This is a genomic window from Methylococcus capsulatus str. Texas = ATCC 19069 (assembly GCF_000424685.1).
In the GTDB taxonomy this organism is placed as follows: domain Bacteria; phylum Pseudomonadota; class Gammaproteobacteria; order Methylococcales; family Methylococcaceae; genus Methylococcus; species Methylococcus capsulatus.
The window spans coordinates 1-23376 of record NZ_AUKJ01000023.1 but is presented as its reverse complement, the minus strand read 5'-3'; the positions used below and the strand labels follow the sequence as shown (position 1 = coordinate 23376).

Annotated in this window: 16 protein-coding genes, 1 pseudogene and 1 other annotated feature; of the genes and pseudogenes, 12 read left to right on the top strand and 5 right to left on the bottom strand. The window is 62.5% G+C overall.

Translation table 11 applies throughout. From position 1 onward, the window contains the following. Window positions 1-9: 9 nt before the first annotated feature. Genes H156_RS0111065 through H156_RS0111045 form a run of 5 tightly spaced genes read right to left on the bottom strand, consistent with a single transcriptional unit; the run spans window position 10 to window position 3605 of the window. A complete protein-coding gene (locus tag H156_RS0111065; protein ID WP_017365453.1) occupies window positions 10-849 on the bottom strand; it encodes a hypothetical protein in 840 nt (279 codons plus the stop codon). Between the two features lie 10 nt (window positions 850-859). Further along, window positions 860-1255, bottom strand: a complete 396-nt coding sequence (locus tag H156_RS0111060; protein ID WP_017365452.1) for a group II truncated hemoglobin — start codon at window positions 1253-1255, stop codon at window positions 860-862. Window positions 1256-1268: 13 nt separating this feature from the next. Continuing rightward, window positions 1269-1901, bottom strand: coding sequence for a nicotinate-nucleotide adenylyltransferase (gene nadD / locus H156_RS0111055; protein WP_017365451.1), 633 nt, complete (start codon window positions 1899-1901; stop codon window positions 1269-1271). A 13-nt stretch (window positions 1902-1914) separates the two neighbouring features. Continuing rightward, window positions 1915-3207: a glutamate-5-semialdehyde dehydrogenase gene (locus H156_RS0111050; protein WP_017365450.1), complete on the bottom strand. Its 1293-nt coding sequence runs from the start codon at window positions 3205-3207 to the stop codon at window positions 1915-1917. Further along, complete coding sequence (locus tag H156_RS0111045) at window positions 3204-3605, bottom strand: hypothetical protein (protein ID WP_010961133.1); 402 nt, start codon at window positions 3603-3605, stop codon at window positions 3204-3206. Before H156_RS0111045 ends, H156_RS0111050 begins: the two co-directional genes overlap by 4 nt. Before the next feature lie 227 nt (window positions 3606-3832). On the opposite strand from H156_RS0111045, the gene H156_RS0111040 reads away from it, so the two are divergent. From H156_RS0111040 to H156_RS16765, 12 genes and pseudogenes are all read left to right on the top strand, one after another. Further along, window positions 3833-7804, top strand: coding sequence for a non-ribosomal peptide synthetase (locus H156_RS0111040; protein ID WP_017365449.1), 3972 nt, complete (start codon window positions 3833-3835; stop codon window positions 7802-7804). A 181-nt stretch (window positions 7805-7985) separates the two neighbouring features. Next, window positions 7986-8879: a hypothetical protein gene (locus H156_RS17360; RefSeq protein ID WP_202948227.1), complete on the top strand. Its 894-nt coding sequence runs from the start codon at window positions 7986-7988 to the stop codon at window positions 8877-8879. A 752-nt stretch (window positions 8880-9631) separates the two neighbouring features. After that, entirely contained in the window at window positions 9632-10210 is a 579-nt protein-coding gene (locus tag H156_RS0111030; RefSeq protein ID WP_017365448.1) for a restriction endonuclease subunit S, read from the top strand. Window positions 10211-10213: 3 nt separating this feature from the next. Beyond that, complete coding sequence (locus tag H156_RS0111025) at window positions 10214-10537, top strand: DUF2188 domain-containing protein (RefSeq protein WP_238536864.1); 324 nt, start codon at window positions 10214-10216, stop codon at window positions 10535-10537. 56 nt (window positions 10538-10593) lie between these two features. Further along, complete coding sequence (locus tag H156_RS0111020; RefSeq protein WP_017365446.1) at window positions 10594-12174, top strand: type I restriction-modification system subunit M; 1581 nt, start codon at window positions 10594-10596, stop codon at window positions 12172-12174. A 59-nt stretch (window positions 12175-12233) separates the two neighbouring features. After that, window positions 12234-13376 (top strand): virulence RhuM family protein, encoded by a 1143-nt coding sequence (locus H156_RS0111015; RefSeq protein WP_036246445.1) that lies wholly within the window; start codon window positions 12234-12236, stop codon window positions 13374-13376. An 8-nt stretch (window positions 13377-13384) separates the two neighbouring features. Continuing rightward, window positions 13385-14596, top strand: coding sequence for a restriction endonuclease subunit S (locus tag H156_RS16465; protein ID WP_161625743.1), 1212 nt, complete (start codon window positions 13385-13387; stop codon window positions 14594-14596). Beyond that, on the top strand, window positions 14593-17229 hold the full coding sequence (locus tag H156_RS0111005; protein ID WP_017365443.1) for a TrlF family AAA-like ATPase: 2637 nt from the start codon (window positions 14593-14595) through the stop codon (window positions 17227-17229). Before H156_RS16465 ends, H156_RS0111005 begins: the two co-directional genes overlap by 4 nt. Continuing rightward, entirely contained in the window at window positions 17211-18359 is a 1149-nt protein-coding gene (locus tag H156_RS0111000; RefSeq protein WP_010961142.1) for an RNA-binding domain-containing protein, read from the top strand. Before H156_RS0111005 ends, H156_RS0111000 begins: the two co-directional genes overlap by 19 nt. A 2-nt stretch (window positions 18360-18361) precedes the next feature. After that, entirely contained in the window at window positions 18362-21571 is a 3210-nt protein-coding gene (locus H156_RS0110995) for a type I restriction endonuclease subunit R (RefSeq protein ID WP_017365441.1), read from the top strand. Continuing rightward, window positions 21568-22296: a M48 family metallopeptidase gene (locus H156_RS0110990; protein ID WP_017365440.1), complete on the top strand. Its 729-nt coding sequence runs from the start codon at window positions 21568-21570 to the stop codon at window positions 22294-22296. The genes H156_RS0110995 and H156_RS0110990 overlap by 4 nt, the downstream gene beginning before the upstream one ends. A 202-nt stretch (window positions 22297-22498) precedes the next feature. Continuing rightward, window positions 22499-23376 (top strand): annotated as a pseudogene (locus H156_RS16765) (IS3 family transposase); the annotation flags it as partial. Beyond that, window positions 22777-22893 (top strand) — a sequence feature (AL1L pseudoknot). (Overlaps the previous pseudogene by 117 nt.)

Genomic DNA, 23376 nt, shown 5'->3' with positions numbered 1-23376 from the left:
CCCCCTCCCTCAGCCGCCCAGGACCGAAGCCACGAGCTGCAAGAAATCGCCCTCGTCCCGCACCCGGGCGACGTCCCCGACGTCCACGGTGTAGCCGTAGCGGTCGGCGATGGCCTGGTAGCGCGGCAGCCGCGATTTGAACAGGTACGGAAACACCCAGCTCACGAATTCGTCGGGCGGCATGGCCTCGACCGAGGGGTAACCCTTTTCCTTCAGGAAAACCGGCAGATGTTCGTCCAGGAAGGCCTCCCGGTAATACAGCGGTTTGGGGTCACGCGCGGCCCGTTCGACCAGCATTTGTTCCAGTTCCGGGCTGGTGCGGATGTAGAGTATCAGCGTGTTTTTCGCCAGTGTCTCCAGGGTTTCCGGATCGTCCAATTCGCACACGCTGCCGCCGGCATCGTTGATGAAATGCTGGTAACCGTAAATCTCGCGCACTTTCTCGATGAATTCCGGCACGTCCCGCATCGCCGCGATCTCGGCCTGCCGGTGCAGCGCCTGCCGCCGCTTGAATTCCTTCAACGGCAGGCCACCTTGCGCCGGGTCGCCGAGCTTGCCCAGGAAGGACGAGATGGGCGCGAGATTGTCTACCGTGATGTTGCTGCAGATATAGATCGAATCCGACATCAGGAGGTCGCGCAGGAACGGCACCTCCATCGCCTGGCGCTTGATGTTGTCCAGGATCGGCTCATCGAGATAGCGGGTACCGATCCGGTAGTCGCCGGAATAATGGAACCAGGTCCGTTTCGGCAGCTTGTTGGCCAAGGTGGTCTTACCCGTCCCCGACATGCCGAGCAGGGTGATCTTCTTGCAATCCCAGTCCAGAAACTCTTGAGAGGTCAGACGCATCGGGGGTGATTCAATCTTCGCGGTTGATCATGTGATGGGCGGTGCGTGCCAGTGCCTCGTACAAGGCTTCGCGGAACGGGGCGTCCAGCGGGATGTCGTCGAGTGCCTTGCGCATGCACAAGAGCCACTGGTCGCGCTCGGGTACGCCGATCGAAAACGGGAAATGCCGCGCCCGCAGACGCGGATGGCCGAACTCCTGCACGAACAGGTCCGGTCCTCCCAGCCAGCCGGACAGGAATTTGAACAGCTTGGACTTGGCACCGGACAGGTCGTCGGCATGCATCGCCCGGATCGGCGCCGCCTCCGGCAGCTCGTCCATGTAGCCGTAGAAGCGTTCGACCAGTTCGTGCAGCACTGCTTCGCCGCCGAGGCGCTGGTAGGGAGTCTGGATTACAGGTTCCTGCATGGCTGAAACGATCTCACTTGGCGTAAAGCGATTCCCGATGGATCAGTTCGAGCACCGCGTCCGGCAACAGGTACTTGGCGCTGCGCCCTTCCCGCAGCATCCGGCGGATCGACGTGGAGGCGATGGCGAGCTGGGTCACTTCCAGGAAATAGATCATCCCGTCCGGCTGAGCCGCGAGCTGCGTCGGGTCCGTCACCTGCCGCTCCTCGACGCAATGCTTCAGATCTTCGGCATATTCGATGTCGTAATCGGGACGCTGGAGCACCACGATGTGCGCCAGAGAAAACAGCCGGCGCCAGCGGTGCCAGGCCGGCAGCGCGAGGAACGCATCGAGACCGAGGATGAGACAGAGCGGCTCGTCGCCGGTCTCCTTGCGGATCGAGCTCAAGGTATCGACCATGTAAGACGGCCCGCCGCGGTCCAGCTCGCGGGTATCGAGAGCGAAACCGCCGTCGGCGTCGGCCAGCGCGATCTCCAGCATGCGCAGGCGGGTCTGGGGGTCGGCCACTGGCGGCGGACGGTGGGGCGGCTGGTGGCACGGCAGGAAGCGCAGTTCGCGCAGCTCCAAGTCCTCCCGGACCTCCAGCGCCGCCCGCAGATGCCCGTAATGGACCGGATCGAAAGTGCCGCCGTAAATGCCGATCATCCCTTGTGCCGCCTCAGATCCGGACGTGGCCGTCACCCAGCACGATGAATTTCTGGGTGGTCAGCCCTTCCAGGCCAACCGGTCCGCGGGCATGGAGCTTGTCGGTGCTGATGCCGATCTCCGCCCCCAGACCGTACTCGAACCCGTCAGCGAAACGCGTCGAGGCGTTCACCATGACCGATGCCGAATCGACCTCCCGCAGGAAGCGGCGGGCACGGCCGTAATCCTCGGTAACGATGGCGTCGGTGTGGCCCGAGCCATGGCGGTGGATGTGCTCGATCGCCTCGTCCAGCCCGGCGACCACGCGGACCGCCAGGATCGGGGCCAGATACTCCGTGTCCCAGTCCGCCTCGGTCGCCGGCACGCAGTCCGGCACGAGGCGGCAAGTTTCGGGACAGCCGCGCAATTCGACACCCTTGTCCCGGTAGAGCGCGGCCAGATCCGGCAGGACCGCCGGTGCGATGCCGGCGGCGACAAGCAGGGTCTCCATGGCATTGCAGACCCCGTAGCGCTGGGTCTTGGCGTTGATCGCGATGCGGCGGGCCTTGGCCAAATCCGCGCCGTCGTCGATGTAGACGTGGCAGATACCGTCCAGATGCTTGATGACCGGGATCCGCGACTCCGCCACGACCCGCTCGATCAGCGAACGCCCGCCGCGCGGCACGATGATGTCCACGTACTCGTCCGCAGCCAGCAGCGCGCCGACGGCCGCCCGGTCGGTGGTCTCGATGAGTTGGACCGCATCGGCCGGCAGGCCGCCGGCTTCCAGGCCCCGGCGGATACAGGCCGCGATGGCTCTGTTGGAATGGATTGCCTCGGAGCCGCCCCGCAGGATGCAGGCGTTGCCGGACTTCAGGCACAGCCCAGCCGCATCGGCGGTGACATTGGGACGGGATTCGTAGATGATGCCGATGACACCCAGCGGCACCCGCATCCGCCCGACCTGGATGCCGGAAGGCCGGTAGGTCAGCCCGCTGATCTCACCCACCGGGTCTGGAAGCGCGGCGATCTCCCTGAGGCCCACGGCCATGGTCTGGACCCGTTTGGCGTCGATCCCCAGCCGCTCGAGCTGGGCCCGGTCCAGACCCTTGGCCGCGCCGGCCTCGAGGTCCTTGCGGTTTTCCTCGATCAACGCGGCCGCCGATTCCTCGAGCGCTGCGGCGATCGCCAGCAGCGCCCGGTTCTTCGCGGCCGTCTCGGCCCGGCTCAGGATCCGGCCCACCTCCCGGGCGCGCCGCGCCAGGCCATCCACGTATGCCGCCACGGCCTCCGGGCCGGCCGGACGCAATGCGCTCACCGCCGTCATCGTTCCGTCGGTCCGCTGCGTTCGATCGCCTGCCCCATGCAGGTCATGATGTAGTCGGTCATACGCAGGGCCGCCTGATGGGCGGCCTTGACCGAACCGAACAGGTCCTTGTACTCCTCGGCCACTTTCTCGAAATCACCCGAGCCTTTCACCGAATAGAACCGGGCATAGGCCGTCAGGTATTGCTTGCGCCGCGGATCGCCCGGGAAGCCCGGCAGATCGTCCGTGAGATCGTTGACCACACAGTCCGCGATTTCACCCGGATCGAGATTGTAGTCCTTGAGATCGCTGTCGTCCTGGAGCTTGGCCAGCAATGCTTCGCGCAGATCGCTCTGCTCCTTGCCGGCGCACGCTGCCAGCAGCGCGAGCACCAGTACCAATGAAAATTTCCCCTTCATGAAATCAACCGTTGTTTGATAAGAATGCCGATTCGGCCATTCGCCGCCATCGGTCCGGATTGTACCCACGATTCGGATCTACGAGGTTTCAAACCGGAAATGATACAGCGAATCCACGCCTTTTGCGGAAATCACACGGTACCGGCTTTCGCCGGCCCCATGAATGTCTTATAAATCGCCCAATACTTACGCACGTTGAAGCCAGTCTGAAAAGGATCCTCGGCACGATGGAAAAAGACGTCAAGGAGCAGAGCATGCCGGATTGTTATGCGCTCTCGCCGATGCAGGGAAATATGCTCTCGGCGACCCTGTTCGACCAGCGGGAAGGCACCTACATCCAGCAGCTGGTCTTGCGAACCCGCGAGAACCTCGACGAAGACGCTTACCGGGAGGCCTGGACCCGTCTGGTCGCCCGCCATGACATCCTGCGGACGGCGTTCCTCTGGCAGCACCTGGAAACGCCGATGCAACGGGTCGAACCCGCCGTGACGATGCCCTGGGCCGCTTTCGACTGGCGCGGAATGGCACGGGAGGAGCAGGAAAGCCGGTTCGAGACCTTTCTCGCCGAGGACAGACTGCGGGGCTTCGACCTGGCGCGGGCGCCTCTCCACCGTTTGAGCCTGATCCGAACCGGGGAAGACGAACACTGGGCGGTGTGGACTTACCACCACGCGCTGCTGGACGGGCGGGCGCGGCTCATCATCATGGAAGAACTGTTCCGGATCTACCAGGCGCTGCGTGACGGCCACGAGCCGGCGCTGCCACCACCGACGCCCTACCGCAACTACATCGGCTGGCTGGACTCGCTGGATTTCGCGGCGAGCGGAAGCTACTGGCGCGAGCTGCTGGCGGATTTCCATGAACCCAACCGCGTCCTGAGCGCCCGATCCGAGCCGCGGCCCCTGTCGCCCGCCCATACCGGCGGACTGGTTCAGGCCTGGGCGCCTCCGGCGCTCTACGAGGCATTGCAGGCGCTCGCCAAAAAACAGGAGGTCACCCTCAACACCCTGGTTCAGGCCGCCTGGGGTCTGCTGATCGCGCGTCACAGCGGACTCGACGACGTGGTGTTCGGCGCCACGCGTTCCTGCCGGAAATCCGTCCCCGGGGGCGAGGCCATCGTCGGCCCGATCATCAACACCACCCCGGTGCGCCTGAAGATCGACCCTGCCAGACCGGTCGCCGAATTCATCCGCGGGCTTCGGCGCCAGCACCTGAGCGTGCGCGCCCACGAACACACCCCGCCGGCCTGCATCCACGCCTGGAGCGGCCTGCCGTCCGGCATGCCACTGTTCACCACCATCGTGGTTTTCGAGAACTACCACGTGGTGAAGTCCCGAGGTGGCGACTGGGACAAGCGCCAGTTCGAATTGAAAGAACAGACCGACCACCTCATCCTGGCGGGCTACCTCGCCGACGGCCTGCTGCTGAAGATCGAATACGACCGTCGCCTGTTCGAGGACGACACGGTCGAGCGTATGCTGCAACAACTCCTGACGATCCTCGAAAGCCTGACGGCCTGCACCGATGGCAGACTCGCGGACCTCCGCACTCTTCCCGACGACGAGCTGCGGCGCCTCACGGTGGAATGGAACGACACGCGTGCCGATTACCCTCAGGTCACCCTGGGTGAGCTTTTCTCCGCGCAGGCACGCCACACACCCGATGCCATCGCAGTCCAGAGAGGAAACCAACGTCTCAGTTACGGCGAGCTGGAACGGCGCTCGAATCGCCTGGCGGCGTTTTTGCTGAACGAAGGCGTGGGGCCCGGTTCCGTGGTCGCCCTGCTGCTCGACCGCAGTTGCGAACTGGCGGTCGCCCTCTTCGGCGTGCTGAAAGCCGGCGGCGCCTACCTGCCGCTGGACCCCGCCTATCCCGAAGACCGGCTCGCCTACATGCTCGAGGACTCGGGCGCCCGGATCGTACTGACCCGGAACGCCCTGGCCGATGCGCTTCGCCTTCCCGGCATCGAACTGCTGAGACTGGATGCCGACCGGGCAACCGATGGCGACGGCCTGGACGAAGCGCCGCCATGCCCGGTCGGGCCGGACGACATCGCCTATCTGATGTATACCTCCGGTTCGACGGGCCAGCCAAAGGGCGTGATGGTCACGCATCGCGGCATCGTCAACCTGTGCGCGGCGATACGTCGCCGCTACGACCTGGCGCCGGGAGACCGGGTCCTGCAGTATGCCTCCCTGAGTTTCGACATCTGCGTGGAGGAGATTTACCCGACCTTGTACGCCGGCGGCACGGTCGTATTCCGCGACGAGAGCCAGGGTCATTCGGTGCACGAATTCCTGGACTGGGCCGACCGCGAAGGCATCACTGTGTTCGACATTCCCACGGCATTCTGGAACGAACTGGTACGCGGACTCACCGCAAGCGGCAGAGTACTGCCAGCCAAGCTGAGACTGACGGTGGTCGGCGGGGAAAAGGCCTCCGGCGCCATGCTGGAGGCCTGGAACCGGCTGCCCGGCGCAGCCCGCGTCACCTGGCTCAACAGCTACGGACCGACGGAGACGACGGTCACTGCAACGGTGTATCAGCCGTCGCCTTTACCCTCCGGTCTGCCTCTAACCGATCCTCCGATCGGCCGGCCCATCGACAACGTCCGGCTGTATGTGCTCGACCGCCACCTGAAACCGGTGCCCATCGGCGTCCCGGGCGAACTGTACATCGGCGGCGCCGGGGTGGCTAAAGGCTACCTGCGGCGTCCCGAACTCACCACTGCGGCCTTCGTCCCCGAGCCGTTCGTCGGTGACCCCGAAGCCCGGATGTACCGTACCGGCGATCTGGTGCGTTATGGCGCGGACGGCCAGTTGTATTTCCTGGGACGCAGCGACAACCAGGTCAAGATCGGCGGCTTCCGCGTCGAACCGGGCGAAATCGAAGCAGCGATCGAGCGTCATGAGAGCGTGGCCCAGGCCGCGGTGAAGGCGCTCGAAACGGCGGGCGGGAAATACCTCGCCGCCTACGTCGTTCCGGCACCGGGACGCCGGTTCGGCGCCAACGAACTGGAGGCGTTCCTGCGGGCCACCCTACCGGAGCACGAAATCCCTCAAGCCTTCGTAGCCATGGCGGAATTCCCGCTCACGCCGGGTGGCAAGCTGGACCGCGAGGCACTGCCCGACCCGGCAGTGCCAGCCCCGGCAGCCGGCGGCACCGACGCCCCCCGCAATGACACCGAGCGGAAACTCGCCGGGATCTTCCAGGAAATCTTCCCGGCACGTTCGATCGGCATCCGGGACAACTTCTTCACCATGGGCGGCGATTCCCTGCGCGCCTTCCAACTCCTCACCCGCATCGAACTCGTTTGCGGCCGACGGCTTTCGTTCGCCGCCCTGGCGAGGGCCGCGACGGTCGAACAACTGGCGGCGCTCATCGACGGCGGAGGCGATACGGAGACTCCGCACACCCACATCGTTCCCCTGAACCTGGAGGCCGCCGGGGGGCCCGCGCTTTTCCTCGTCCACGGCGTGGGCGGCAGCGTGCACTGGTACCACGCCCTGGCTGAATTACTGAAAGCCGACTTCAACGTCTACGGCATCCAGTCGCCCGGCATGGATGAAGGCGAGGACGCCATGATCGGCGCCGACGTCGAGTGCCTGGCCCGCCTCTACATCTCGGAAATCAAGGCCGTCCAGGCGAAAGGGCCGTATTGGATCGGCGGCCACTCCATGGGAGGCATCATCGCCTTCGAAATGGCCCGCCAGCTCCACGCCATGGGAGAGGAGGTCGCGCTGGTGGCGAATTTCGACAACTGGAACCGCGCGGCGGACGCCCCCGGTTTCGGCACCAAGCTGCTCCGTCTCACCGTCCATTTCCTGAAACTCGGCACCGCGGACAAGCTGCGGTTCCTGTGCGACAAGATGCAGTGGGCGAAACGGTGCCTCGACGCACGACTGGCGCCCGGCCGGGCCGGCGTCCGCCCGCTGGAGGAGATGAAAGCCGCGAACGTCAAGGCCGCCCACCGCTACGTACCCGGCTTCTATCCCGGCACCCTCACGCTGTTCCGCGCCCGCCAGCAGGCCGCCACCGCCCTGGACGATCCGCTGCTCGGCTGGAATGGACTGGCGGAGGAAATCGACGTCGTGGAAGTGCCCGGCAACCATTACACCCTGCTCGGCGAACCGCACGTCCGCACGCTGGCCGACGAACTGCGGCGCCGGGCGCGTCCCCCGGGGAGCAGCGGGCGCTGACCCCGCTCCCCCACCGCGCCGGAAACCATGCCTTTCAGCCATTGCTACCCGTTCGATCCGACCTACGGGTTTTCCCTCGACCAGCTGCTCCGGGTGGAACCGCCCGACCCGCCGGAGGACTTCGCCGCATTCTGGTCGGCGCGGTACGACGACGCCGATCCGCCCGAGGAAGCCGGGGCCGATGGCGCGATCGATCTCGAAGCCACCCACGCTGTTGAGCAAGACCCTGACCGCGTTGCGCGCCATCGCGGCCCGCCACGGCGGCCAACTGAAGACCGAGCTTGGCGCCATTGACGAAAAGGATCAGCGAGTCGTCGATGAGCTGTTCGAGGAAGAGCTTGATCGCCGGCTTCGCGAAGATGACGAGTTTCATCGCATCAGCGATGAGATCATGGACGAGATCGAGCTTCGCTTCGCCCTGCTGACCGACGGCACGGTACGCCGCAACAAGCAGGGGTGTCCGCAGTCGTGGTGCTGGGAGACCGAAGACCGCGAAGCATTCATCAAGACGGTGACCCGCTTCTCCAGTAACCATAAGCCTCGTTTTGGCCGGCTGCTGACACCGCTGGTCAACGGCGTTTGGGTTGCGGGCCCGTTCCTGCCCAAGTGGAACAACGGGCAGCAACCGAAGCTGGTGCTGCTAGATGGTGAGGGGTTGGGGCATACCCCGAAGTCCGTGGCGGCCATCTCGACGTCGCTGACCCGACGCATCGAAGCCGCTGACGCCATCGTCCTTGTGGACAACGCCGTTCAGCCCATGCACGCAGCGCCTGTCGCTGCGATGAAGGAGATGATCACCTCTGGAAGCGCCAGCAAGTTGCTCTTGATGTTCACGCACTTTGAGGAGGTCAAGGGTGACAACCTCGGCAACGCTGCCGACAGGGAGCAACACGTCCTGGCCTCGATTGGCGAGGAACTCGGCCCTTTCGCCGAGCGCGCTCTTCGCTCGAGGTTGAAGGAGGCCTGCTTCTTCGTAGGCGGAATCGATGCATCCCTCGACCCGACGAAGAAGTCACACAAGCGGACTGTCGGTCAACTCCAGCTCCTTGCTGACGGCCATCGACAACATCGTTGAGAAGCCGGCCCCGGTGCAGGCCAAGCCGGTTTACAACCGGATGAACCTCGTCCTGGCCGTAAAGAACGCAGCCGAGAGCTTCCACGACGCATGGCGGCCTCGCCTACAAGCCGGGCGTCAGCAAGGAGCACTGGAAGCGTATCTGGGCATTGAGCCACCGACTGGAAACCCCGGGGCTCGGAGACGAGTACGACAACCTCAAGCCGGTTGCCGACCTTCGCAAGCAGCTTCAGGACAGGCTCTACGTTCTTCTGCAGAACCCGCTGCGATGGGACCCGGCGAACCGGCTAATGACGCTGAGAAGCAGCAAGTTTTCGACAGTCTGACCAACGCGCCGTCGGCGAGGACAATGGATCTTGCAACCAAGCGCGTCCGGGCCGAGCGCATGACGGAGTGGCAATCCGCGTTCAACGAGGCAGGCCGGAGCTCGAGCTTCGCGCGCGACGATCATCGGCGAGCAGATCTACGACCGGGCGGTGCCGATTCCCGACGTGACGCCTTCGCCGGATCGCAACTCCTTCTTGCACGAGGTCGCGTCGCTCGTGGACAGCGTTTGCGCCGAGGGGGAGCAGCGCTCGCATGACACCTCTGCAGCTGGGCATGGATGGCGGCACGCCCAGGCCGACATACGGGGATCGGCGCAGGGTCGAATCGCCAATCCAGTAATCCCTTTACAGCGCTTGACAGATGAGGCGCAACATCTACCATTCCCCTAGATTCGCTATAGAACACAGAAACGCGATTACTGATAAATGAAGATGACGCTCGCCACCATCGCCGAAGTGCGCATGGGCTACTCGTTCCGCAGCCGTTTGGAGGCGGACGCGCAGGGCGATGTCGCCGTGATTCAGATGAAGGACATCGATGACGCCAACCTCCTCCACCCTGAGGGGCTGGTCCGCGTCCAGATGCCCGATCTGAAGGATCGCCACCTGGTGCAGGCGGGAGATCTGCTGTTCCGGTCGCGGGGAGTGACCAACTCGGCGGCGCTGGCCGGGGGTGGCCTTGGTCGCGCGGTGCTGGCCGCCCCAATGCTGCTGATCCGGCCGCAGACGGATGTCGTCGAGCCTGCCTACCTGCAGTGGTTCATCAACCACCCGTCCACGCAGGCCACGCTTGCCGCGCAGGCGGCAGGAACGTCGGTGAGGATGATTGGCAAGGGGGCGCTCGACCAGCTCGAGGTGGTGCTGCCGCCACTGGAGAAACAGCGGCGGATCGTGGAAGTCGCGCAGCTGGCGTCGCGCGAGGCCGCTTTGCTGGAGGAATTGAGGGGGCGCCGCAAGGCGCTACTCGAAGGGATCCTGCTGCGTAGCGCAGAGGAGGCCCGCTGATGTTTGGCGGGTAAGGAAGCCGGTCTGGGTACTGGACCTGCTCAGACCGGCACGTCGTTCAACACAACGTTTGAGGTGGCGATTATGGCCAACAAGGCTTCTTCCAGCAACACGCGGCACGTGGTGCCGAACCCCAAGGGCGGGTGGGACAACAAGCGCGGCGGGGCGAGCCGCGCCGGATCTCACCACGACACCAAGCAGGAAGCCATTGACGCCGCACGGCGCATGAGTCAGCGCGAGGGATCGGAACTGAAGATCCACAACCGCGACGGGAAGATCAGTCAGTCCGACAGCCACGGCAACGACCCCAAGAAGATTCCCGGCTGACAGGAAAAAGTGGGGGGCGCCGCAGCCCCCCGCCCAGAACCATCAAGGAGCACGACGTGACCGAAAAGCTGTCTCAACAGGAAGTCAACGCCACCGCCTGGGCGGCGTGCGACACCTTCCGGGGCGTGATCGATCCCGCGCAGTACAAGGACTACATCTTGGTGATGCTGTTCCTGAAGTACATCAGCGACCTGTGGAACGACCATTACGCTGAATACAAAGCGCAGTACGGTGATGACGACGAGCGCATCCGCCGCAAGCTTGAGCGCGAGCGCTTCATCCTTCCCTATGTCGAGCTGAAGGAAGACGATCCGCAGACCGGCAAGAGCCGGGGCATCGACCGCTTCCTGGGCGACTTCCATGCGCTGTACGAGCGCCGCAACGAGCCCAACATCGGCGAGCTGGTCAACATCGTGCTCGACCACATCGAGGACGCCAACAAGGCCAAGCTCGAAGGGGTGTTTCGCAACATCGACTTCAACAGCGAGGCCAACCTCGGCAAGGCCAAAGACCGCAACCGCCGCCTCAAAACCCTGCTGGAGGACTTCGCCAAGCTCGACCTGCGCCCTTCGCGCGTGTCCGAAGACGTCATCGGCAACACTTACATCTACCTCATCGAACGCTTCGGCTCGGATGCCGGCAAGAAGGCCGGCGAGTTCTACACCCCCAAGATGGTCTCGCGGCTGTTGGCCGCGCTGGCCAACCCCAAGCCGGGCGACCGCATCTGCGACCCCTCCTGCGGCTCGGGCAGCTTGCTGATCGAAGCCGCGCAGTGGGTCGAGGCGCAGGGCAGCCAGAACTACGCGCTATTTGGCGAAGAGGTCAACGGCGCCACTTGGGCGCTGGCGCGGATGAACATGTTCATCCACAGCAAGGACGCCGCCCGCATCGAATGGTGCGACACCCTCAACAGCCCGGCGCTGATCGAGGGCGACCGGCTGATGAAGTTCAATGTGGTGGTCGCCAACCCGCCGTTCTCGCTGGACAAATGGGGCGCGGAGCACGCCGACCACGACCGTTTCAACCGCTTCTGGCGCGGCGTGCCGCCCAAGTCCAAGGGCGACTGGGCCTTCATCACCAACATGATCGAGCGCGCCTTGCCGCAGGAAGGCCGGGTGGCCGTGGTCGTGCCGCACGGCGTGCTCTTTCGCGGCGGCGCCGAAGGGCGCATCCGCCGCGCCATGATCGAGGAAAACCTGCTCGATGCCGTCGTCGGCCTGCCGGGCAACCTGTTTCCCACCACCTCCATCCCGGTGGCCATCCTGCTCTTTGACCGCGCCCGCGAAAAAGGCGGCCCGCGTGAGGATGTGCGCGACGTGCTGTTCGTGGACGCGAGCCGCGAGTTCATCCCCGGCAAGAACCAGAACCAGCTCTCCGAAGCGCACTTTCAGAAGATCGTCTCGACGGTGGCCGCACGGCGCAAGGTCGACAAGTACGCCTACGTGGCTTCACTCGACGAGATCGCCGAAAACGACTTCAACCTCAACATCCCGCGTTACGTCGACACCTTTGAGGAGGAGGAAGAAATCGACGTCGCCGCCGTGCAGCGCGAAATCGAACAGCTCGAACGGGAGCTTGCCGACGTCCGCGCCCGCATGCGCGAGCACCTCAAGGCGCTGGGCGTGGAGGGCGTATGAGCACCGCCCCCGACTCCTCCCTTCGGTCGGATTCGCCCCCCGAGGGGGCCAAGAAACTCTTGGGGCGGCCCGACGAGTTTCTTGAGAGCCGCAAGCCACCGACTACCGCCCCGAACCCCGGCGCCCTATCACCCGCTCCGGGCGAAACCCCGTTCCTGCTCTACACCGCCCAGGATGAAAGCGTCAAAGTGCGCGTGCTGGTACAGGCCGAGACCCTTTGGCTGACGCTCGCGCACATGGCTGAGCTCTTTGGCGTCGGCGTGCCGGCCATCTCCAAGCACCTCAAGAACATCTTCGAGTCCGGCGAGCTCGCCCGGGAGGCAACTGTTTCCAAAATGGAAACGGTTCAAAACGAAGGGGGCAGACAGGTGCGGCGTGCGCTCGAATACTACAACCTCGACGCCATCATCGCCGTGGGCTACCGCGTCAACTCCCGCCGCGCCACCCAGTTCCGCATCTGGGCCACTGGCGTGCTCAAGGAATACATCAAAAAAGGCTTCGTCCTCGACGATGAACGCCTAAAACAGGGCAAGCAGGTCTTCGGCGAAGACTACTTCCGCGAGCTTCTGGAGCGGGTGCGCGCCATCCGCGCCAGCGAGCGGCGCATCTGGCAGCAGATCACCGACATCTTCGCCGAGTGCAGCATCGACTACGACCCGAAAAGCGAAATCACCCAGGACTTTTTCGCCACGGTGCAGAACAAGTTCCACTACGCCATCACCGGGCAGATCGCCGCCGAGATCATCCACGCCAAGGCCGACCGCGCCGCGCCCAACATGGGGCTCACCACCTGGAAGAATGCCCCTGCTGGGCGCATCCTGCCCTCGGACGTGACCGTTGCCAAGAATTACCTTTCCGAGCCCGAAATCAAGCGCCTGGAACGCAGCGTTTCGGGCTTTTTCGATTACATCGAAAACCTGCTCGAAAACCGGCGGCTCTTCAACATGGCCGAGTTCGTCGCCGCCGTGGATAAGTTCCTCGACTTCAACGAATACCGCGTGCTCGAAGGGCGCGGGCGGGTGAGCAAAAAGCAGGCGGACGAGAAGGCGCTGGCCGAATACGCCGAGTTCAACAAGACGCAGCGGGTCGAGTCGGATTTTGATCGGTTTGTAAAAGGCCGACTGGCTGAGAATGCGGAGGGTGTGCAGGCGCTGGAGCGGATCGAGCGGCGGTTGGAGAGTGGGGAGGGGAAAAGGAAATGAGGGCAGCAATGACCCGACTCGGAGAAATCGCTCGGGTTACATCGGGCGGCACGCCAGATCGAGAACGACCCGAATACTGGGGCGGAACCATCCCATGGGTAAAGACAAGTTTGATACAGAATTGCGAGATCAACCTCGCAGACATCGACGAATTCATTACCGAGGAGGGCCTCAAGAAATCAGCCGCAAAGATCATTCCGGCCAGCTCGATTCTCATGGCCATGATTGGCCAAGGAAAGACGCGAGGACAAGTTGCAATCCTCAAAACTGATGCCGCAATCAACCAAAATTGTGCGGCATTGATCCTCAACGAAGGCATTGACGCCCGTTATGTGTATCAGCAGCTTCTGTATCGGTATGAAGAGCTCAGGAATGTGAGCAATAGCAGCGGGCAGCAGAATCTAAACGCCGATCTGATCCGTGGTTTCAAGATTCCGCTTGCTGACGCGACGCAGCAGGCGGCAATTGGAGGCGTGCTGACTGACTGGGACACCGCCATCGAAACCACCGAGCGCCTGATCGCGGCGAAGGAGCGGTTCTATGCCCATGAACTCTCGCGCCTCATCAGCTGCAGCCAGCATCCGCGGCGGCCAAACGGCGATTCCGCAAGCAAAGCTTCTGAGCCTGATCGTGGTAGCCAATGGCGCACAGTTTCGCTCTCAGACATTGCTACCGTGTGGAAGGGTCAACAGCTCAATAAAGAGCACATGGAGGAGAGTGGTGCTTACTATGTGCTCAATGGCGGAATAAATCCATCCGGAAGGACCGACGATTGGAATTGTGAAGCTGGCACCATTACGATCAGTGAAGGAGGAAACTCGTGCGGTTTTGTGTCTTACAACTCAGAAAGTTTCTGGTGTGGTGGGCACTGTTATGCCCTAAAGAATTTGGCCAAGGCTGTAGACGCGCATTATTTGTTTCATTATCTGAAAGGTAACCAAGACCGCTTAATGGCTTTGCGCGTTGGTTCTGGATTACCGAACATTCAAAAATCAGACATCGAAGCATTCCCCGTTGTCCTGCCCGCCTTCACCATACAAACCGCCATCGCCCGCTATCTCAACGCCGTGCGCGAAGAAATCACGTTGCTTTCCCGTTCCCTCGGCGCCCTCAAACGCCAAAAACGCGGCCTGATGCAAAAGCTGTTGACCGGCCAATGGCGGGTGCCGCTCGCGCAAGATGCCACATCGCCCGACGCTCTTCAGGAGGTCACCCCATGAGCATCGTCTTTACGCAAGGCGCACAGTGGGTGCGCGCCGACTTTCATCTGCACACCCGCGCCGACAAGGAATTTCGCTATGCCGAGGAGCCCAACGCCTTCGTCGCCCGCTATGTCGAAGCGTTGGCGCAAGCGGACATTCGCCTGGGCGTGATCACCAATCACAACAAGTTCGATCTCGATGAATTCAAGGCGCTGCGCAAGGCGGCACGCAAGCGGGACATCGAGCTGTTGCCGGGGGTTGAGCTCTCGATCGGCGACGGCGCCAATGGCATCCATACGCTGATCGTCTTTTCGGATGCGTGGATCGAGGGGCACGACTACATCAATCCGTTTCTCGCCAGCGCTTTCGCTGGTAAAGCGCCAGCCGAATACGAGCAGGAGAACGGACGCAGTGCCTGGTCGCTGCTGGAGACCATCAAACGCCTCGAAGAGCAGCACCGTGATTTTTTCCTGGTCTTTGCCCATGTCGAGTCGCGCAGTGGCCTGTGGGCCGAGCTCGATGGGGGCCGACTGGAGGAGCTGGGCCGTAACCCTGCCTTCCGCCGCCATACTTTAGGGTTCCAGAAGGTGCGCACGCGCAATGGCGCAGAGACGGGCAAACCTAGCCGCAGCAAAGTACAAGCTTGGCTCAAAGACTGGTATCCCGCCGAGCTCGAAGGCTGCGACGCCAAGTGCATCGAAGACATTGGTAAAGGCGAGGCCTGTTACCTCAAGCTAGGCGAATTGTCCTTCGAAGCCGTCAAGTTTGCCTTGACCGATCCAGCAGCGCGCGTGGCCGCCAACGAACCGCCAAAACATCAGGGCTCGTACATCCGCAGCATGCACTTCGACGGCGGCGTCCTCGACGGGCAAACGCTCTATTTCTCGCCCGAACTGAACACGCTGATCGGCATCCGCGGCAGCGGCAAGTCGTCCATTCTGGAGGCTGTACGTTATGCACTCGATATTCCCCGTGGCGAGAAGGCGCAGGATTTGAAGTACAAAGACGAGCTGGTGCGCCATACCCTGGGCAGCGGCGGCAAGGTGACGCTGACAGCTTGCGACGTGTATGGCCAGGAATTCACCATCTCCCGCATCTACCGCGAGGCGCCGAATGTCTATTTGGGCGGCAAGTTGCAGCCGGGCGTGTCGATCCGGGAAACCGTGCTGCGCCGGCCGATCTACTTTGGGCAAAAAGACCTTTCCAGCACCGGCGAAGGCTTCGAGACCGATCTGGTGGAAAAGCTGGTGGGCGACAAGCTGCGCGCGCTGCGCGACGAAATCGAAACCCAGCGCAAACATGTGCGTGATATGGCCAGCCGCTGGCTCAAGCTCAGCAATACCGCCGAACTTAGGCGCGATTACGAGGCTCAGCTTAGCGATGCCAACTTCCGGCTGAAGAAGTTTGAAGAGTACGGGGTTGCCGACAAACTGCAAAAGCGCCTGGGTTTCCAGCAAGATGCCGCTGCCCTTGCCCGCATGAAGGCGCGGGCAGACAGCTTCGTGCTCGCCCTTGGGCAACTGATTGCCGAGCATGAGGATGAGTTGCGCAATGCCACGCGCTATGCCTCCAAGCAAAACCCCGAGTTTTTCAGGGCCTATTACACCGAATTTGCCAACCTCGTCGCCAAAGTCGATCAGCTCAAGCAAGTCGAGCAGGAGGCTCGCGCCATCCTTTCCCGACTTCAAGCCAAACAAGGCGAGTTCGACAACGAGCGCCAGAGTCTTCAGGAGGAGTTTGCCCAGGTCGAACGCCAACTGGCTCAGGAGCTCAAGCAGACTGGCCTGACCGCCATCCAGCCGGATGACTTCTTGACCCTACAGCAGCGCAAAACCAAGGCGGAACAGATGCTGGAGGCGCTGACCAAGCAGGAAGGCCAGCAAAGCAGTCTGCGCGATGCGCTCTATACCGAGATCGACAAGCTCAACGAACTTTGGCTGCGTGAATTCAACGCCATCAAGGCCGAATTGGATCGAGTGAACGCCGCCCATACCGCCTTGCAGATCGAAGCCGACTTCAAGGGCGACAAGGACGCCGCCATCGGCTTCATGCAGCAGCTCTTTAAGGGCAGCAACGTCCGCGAAACCACCCTGCGCGCGGTGATGGAGGATTACGCCGATTTCGGCGGCCTGTTGCGCGATTTGCCCAACGCTTTGAAAAAAGCGGGCAGCACGCCGCAGGTTTTTGAAAAGACGTTCATGCAGAACCTGGTGGAGTTTGTCAGCTATCAGGTGCCCAACCGCTTCGTGATCCGCTATCGCGGCAAGGAGCTCAAGCACCACTCGCTCGGGCAGCGGGCTTCGGCGCTTCTGCTGTTTGTGCTCAGCCAGCGCCAGAACGACGTGATCATCATCGACCAGCCAGAAGACGATCTGGACAACCAGACCATCTACGACGATGTGATCAAACTGTTGCGCGAGATGAAACCGCAGGTGCAGTTCATCTTTGCGACCCACAACGCGAACTTCCCGGTGCTGGGCGATGCGGAGCAGGTGATCGCCTGTCGCTATCAGGACGAACAAATCTCGGTGCAAAGCGGCAGCATCGACGCGCGCCCAATGCAGGAGGCCATCATCAACATCATGGAAGGCGGGCGCGAGGCCTTCGACCGACGTAAAGAGGTTTACAACCTATGGAAACCGCAGAGCTGATCGAGGTCTTGAGTCGGGGCGAGGACAGCCGCCATCAGTTCAAGGAGAACTTCACCAACCCCGACGCGCTGGCGGCGGAGATCGTGGCCTTTAGCAACAGCGCTGGCGGGCAGATTTTCATTGGCGTGCAAAACGATGGCGTGGTCATCGGCTTGTCGCACGCGGACATCGATCGCCTGAACCAACTGATCTCAAATGCTTCCTCGCAAAATGTGCGTCCCGCGGTGAACCCGCTCACCGAAAACGTGCCGCATCCCAACGGCACGGTGCTGGTGGTGACCATCCCGGAGGGCGTGAGCAAGCCCTACATGGATAAGAACGGCGCGATCTGGGTCAAAAACGGTGCGGACAAGCGCCGCGCCACCTCGCGCGAGGAGCTCCAGCGCTTGTTCCAGCAGGCCGGTCTTGTCCATGCGGATGAGACGCCCGTGGCGGGCTTGGGCGTAGGGGATATGGACATGCCCTATTTCGCAGCCTTCTTCGAGCAGCAGTTCGGCGAGCCGCTCACCGAGCACAAGCAGCCATTGCCGCAGCTTCTGACCAACATGAACCTGATGAACCAGGGACGGCTCAACCTGGCCGGTAGTCTGCTGTTTGCCAGGGCGCCGCAGTATGCGCTACCCGCCTTCATCGTCAAGGCCGTCGCCTTTGTCGGTACAGACATCGAGGATCAGCGCTACATCGACAGCCGCGACATCACCGGCAAGCTGGCCGATGTGTTTCAGCAGACACTTGGCTTCATCGTCGCCAACACGCGCGCCGTGCAGGGCGACCAAGGTTTCAACTCCCAAGGACAGCCCGAGATTCCGCGCATCGTTTGGGAAGAGCTGGTCGCCAATGCGCTCATTCACCGCGACTACTTCATCAGCGCGCCGGTACGCGTGCTGGTGTTTGCCGATCGGGTCGAGATCATCAGCCCCGGCCATCTGCCCAACCATTTGACGGTCGAAAACATCAAGGCGGGCAATTCGAATATCCGCAATCCCATCCTCGCATCCTTCGCGGCCAAGCTCTTGCCCTACCGAGGTCTGGGTAGCGGGATCCTGCGCGCATTGCGCGCTTGGCCGCAGATTGAACTGATCGACGACCGCTATGGCAACCTGTTCAAAGCTATCGTCAAGCGTACCTGAGGATGGACGACATTGACGGCTTTCGCTTCAACGAGAAATACCTCTCGCAGATTCCCGCGCTGCAGCTGCTCATCAACCTGGGCTATGCCTACCTCACGCCGGAGCAGGCGCTCGCCGCCCGCGGGGGCAAGCTGGGGCAGGTGCTGTTGGAAGAAGTGCTGCGCGAGCGGCTGAAGAAAATCAACCGCATCCAGTACAAGGGGCAGAGCTACCTGTTTTCCGAGGAAAACATCCAGACCGCCATCCAACGCCTGAAGAACGTCAAGTACGACGGCTTGCTGAAAACCAACGAGGCCATCTATGACCTGCTGACGCTGGGCGTGGCGCTGGAGCAGTCCATCGAGGGCGACAGCAAGAGCTTTACGCTCAACTACATCGACTGGAAGAACCCGGCCAACAACGTCTACCACGTCACGGCCGAGTTCCCGGTCGAACGCACGCGAAGCAGCGAGACCTGCCGGCCGGACATCGTGCTGTTTGTCAACGGCATTCCGTTTGCGGTGATCGAGTGCAAGTCGCCCAAGGTGGAAGTCGAGCAGGCGGTGTCGCAGATGATCCGCAACCAGCGCGAAGAGTACATCCCCAAGCTGTTCACCTATGCCCAGTTGCTGTTGGCAACCAACAAGAACGCAGTGCGTTACGCGACGGTGGGCACGCCAGCGAAGTTCTGGGCGGTCTGGCGGGAGGAGATCGACACTGTCAAGCTGCACTCGGTACGGGAAAAGCCTCTTCCCGCCGCGGCCAAGGCCGGGCTGTTCGACCTGATTTGGGATGGCCAATCATTGCGCGAGCCGGAAGGCGGCAAGCCGTGGGCGATCACCGAACAGGATCGCATGCTGTATGCCTTGTGCCGCCCAGAGCGGCTGCTCGATTTGGCCTTTCGTTTCACTGTCTTTGACGCCGGCATCCGCAAGGTTGCCCGCTACCAGCAGTTCTTCGCCGTCCAGCGCGTGCTCGAGCGCGTCAAGCAGCGGGACGATGTGGGGCGGCGCTTGGGCGGCATCATCTGGCACACCCAAGGGTCGGGCAAGTCACTGACCATGGTGATGCTGGCGCGCGCCCTGGCGCTCGACCCCGACATCCGCAACCCACGCATCGTGCTGGTCACCGACCGGGTGGACTTGGACAAGCAGCTTGGCAACACCTTTGCCGCATGCGGCTTGATGCCGGATCGGGCGGATAGCGGGCGCCATCTGCTGGAGCTGCTCTCCGAGAACAAGGCGCACATCGTCACCACGCTCATTCACAAGTTCGACAAGGCGCTGTCGATCAAGAAGCACGTCGAGGAATCGGCCGACATCTTCATCCTGGTCGACGAGAGCCACCGCACCAACTTCGGCGGCTTTGCCGCGCGCATGCGGCAGATGTTCCCGATGGCCTGCTACCTGGGCTTCACCGGCACGCCGTTGATGAAGAAGGAGAAGAACAACTTCGCCAAGTTCGGCGGCTTGATCGACACCTATGCGATTAATCAGGCCGTCAAGGATGGCGCGGTGGTTCCCCTGCTGTATGAGGCGCGGCATGTGGAGATGGAGCAGAACGAGAAAGCTATCGACACCTGGTTCGAGCGCCACACGCAAGGGCTGACGGATGCGCAAAAGGCTGATCTGAAGAAGAAATACAGCCGGGCCGAGATGCTCAACAAGGCCGATCAGGTGATCTACATGCGGGCCTTCGACATCAGCGAGCACTACCGGCAAAACTGGCAAGGCACCGGCTTCAAGGCGCAGCTCGTTGCGCCGAGCAAGGCGGCCGCCCTCACCTACAAGAAGTTTCTCGACGAGATCGGGCATGTGACGAGCGAGGTCATCATTTCGCCACCCGACACCCGCGAAGGCAACGAGGAGACGGACGACAAGCCAGCCGATGAGGTCGTGGCCTTCTGGGAACGGATGATGAAGCGCTATGGCTCCGAGGAGGAGTACAACAAGCAGCTCATCAACCAGTTCAAGTACGGAGACGATCCGGAAATCCTCATCGTCGTCGACAAGCTCCTGACCGGCTTTGATGCGCCACGTAACACGGTGCTGTACCTGACGCGCAAGCTGCGCGAGCACACCCTGCTGCAGGCCATCGCCCGGGTGAACCGTCTGTATGACGATGACCAAGGCACGCAGCCCAAGGAGTTCGGCTACATCATCGATTACGCCGGCATTCTGGGTGAGCTCGATCAGGCGCTGACAACCTATAGCGCCCTCGACGGCTTCGACGAGGCCGACCTGGCCGGGGCCCTGGTCAGCATCCAGGAGGAAGTCAAGAAGCTGCCGCAGCGGCATGCCGATCTTTGGGACCTCTTCAACGAGGTCAAGAACCAGCGCGACGAAGAAGCCTATGAGCAGCTGCTGGCGGACGAAAAGCGGCGGGAGACGTTTTATGGGCGGCTGGCGGCCTTCGGCAAGACGCTCTCGATTGCGATGTCATCTGAGCAGTTCATCGCCTCGACGCCCGAGCAGAAGTTGCAGTCGTACAAGACCGACCTGAAGCGGTTTACGAACCTGAAGGCGTCCGTCAAGTTGCGCTATGCCGAGTCGGTGGACTACCGCGACTTCGAACCCAAGATCAAGAAGCTCTTGGACACCCACATTTCGGCGAGCGAGGTGGTTCGGCTGAATGAACCCGTGAACATCTTCGACGAGAAGGCGTTCAAGCAGGTGGTCGAGGATCGAGGTGAAGCCAGGACCACCGCCGCGAAGGCCGACATGATCGCGCATGCGACCAAGAAGGCCATCAGCGAGCGCCTGGAACAGGACCCCGCGTTCTACGAGAAGTTCTCGAAACTCATTCAGCAAGCCATCGACGACTTCCGCGCCCAACGCATTTCGGACCTGGAGTACCTGAACAAGGTCAGCGAGATCAAGGATGCGGTGGTCAACCGGCGCAGTGACGACGCACCAGCGCAGTTGGCCGGCAACGACAACGCCCTTGCTTTGTACGGCGTTTTGAAGCCCTATGTGAGCGGCCATGTGCAGGCGGAAGACGTGGCGGCAACGCTTGCTGCCGACGCGGCCGTCGACATCTGGTCGATCATTCAGCGCAACAAGAAGGTGGGCTTTTGGGACGATGTGGACGCACAACGTCGAACGATGAACGAGATCGACGACTACCTGTACGACGAGGTCAAGGACAAGAAGGGCGTGCCGCTTTCGACCGGCGAGATGGACGACATTATCGATCGGACGATGCAGCTGGCTCGGCACCGGATGGTGGTATGAGCGATCGACGCGGATCGGTCTGCTATGGGGACGAGGTCATCCGCTACGAAGTTGTAGAAAGGCCGGCAAGGCGGACGCTGGGCATCGAGGTTCATCCCGGCGGGCGCGTCGTCGTGCTCGCCCAGAGAGGGTGTGATGACGCAACCATCGATGAGAGGCTGCGCCTGCGTGCGGGCTGGATCAGCCGGCAGCTGGCGACTTTCTCGCAGTATGAGCAGTGCACCGCACCGAGGCAGTATCTGAGCGGTGAGTCGCATCGCTACCTGGGACGGCAGTACCGCTTGCGCGTCAAGGCGAACGATCCGCAGGCCCGTCAAGATCAGGTGAAACTGACCCGGGGCGAAATGTGGGTCATCAGTTCGGGGGAACTGCCCCCCGCCAAGGTCAAGGCGCTCCTGCGACGCTGGTATCTTGAGCGAGCACGCGAAGTGTTCGATGGCGTGCTGACGGATGCCTTTGATGCGTTCCAGCGACTTGGGCACGCGAGGCCACGCATCGTCGTCCGCGAGATGCGCAGCCGGTGGGGGAGCTTGTCGCCAAACGGCCAAATGACGCTGAACTCACGTTTGGTGCAAGCCCCACGTCCTTGTGTCGAATACGTGATCGTGCATGAGCTTTGCCACCTGGTGCACAAGAACCACGGCTCAGCGTTTTTCGCTTTGCTTGGACAAGTTTTGCCGGACTGGCAGATCCGCAAACAGAGGCTCGAACTAGCCCTGCTGTGACCATCCCCCCCAGCAAACCTGCCTCGGCATCGCGGCGAGCGACCAAGCCAGGAAGAACCCAGCCAGCTCCGTGGACCTAGCGTCTCAGTTCGCTCCCGACGCAGCCCCAATCCCGCTGGTTCACTCGTAGCCGCAGCGTCGAAGTCTGCAGCTGAATCGCCCCGGGTTTTGAGGAGGCTTTGACTCTAGAGAGAATGAAGCCATGAGCAAAGCCAACAAGTATTCCCCCGAAGTCCGTGAACGTGCCGTCCGCCTGGTGCAGGAGCACCGTGGCGAGTATCCGTCACTGTGGGCGGCCATCGAATCGATTGCCCCGAAGATCGGCTGTTCGGCCAACAGCCTGCGCACCTGGGTACGCACGCATGAGATCGATGCCGGCCTGCGCGCTGGCGTGACGACCGACGAACGCGAACGCCTCGAGGCCCTGGAGCGTGAGAACAAGGAGCTGCGCAAGGCCAACGAGATACTGAAGCTGGCGAGCGCGTTTTTCGCCCAGGCGGAGCTCGACCGCCGGCTCGAGTCCTGACCGACTTCATCGACCGGCACCGGGACAGCCACGGGGTCGAGCCGATCTGCAAGGTCTTGCGGATTGCCCCGTCCGGGTATTGGCGCCATGCGGCGCAGCAGCGCGACCTCCGCCTGCTTCCCGCGCGTGCCCGGCGCGATGCGGTTCTGATGCGAGAAATTCAGCGGGTCTGGCACGCCAATAGGTAGGTGTATGGCGCCGACAAGGTCTGGCGCCCGTTGAACCGCGAAGGTATCCAGGTCGCCCGTTGCACGGTCGAGCGCCTGGTGAAGCGGTTGGGGCTGGCCGGTGTGCGGCGCGGCAAGGTGGTGCGCACCACGGTGCCCGACCACGCCGCCCCATGCCCGCTGGATCGGGTCAGCCGGCAATTCAAGGCGGCTCGTCCCAATCAGCTGTGGGTGTCGGATGTCACCTCCGTCTCGACCTGGCAGGGCTGGTTGTATGTGGCCTTCGTGATTGACGTGTTCGCCCGTCGCACCGTGGGCTGGCGGGTCAGTCATTCAATGCGGACCGACTTCGTCCTGGACGCACTGGAGCAGGCCCTGTACGCCCGG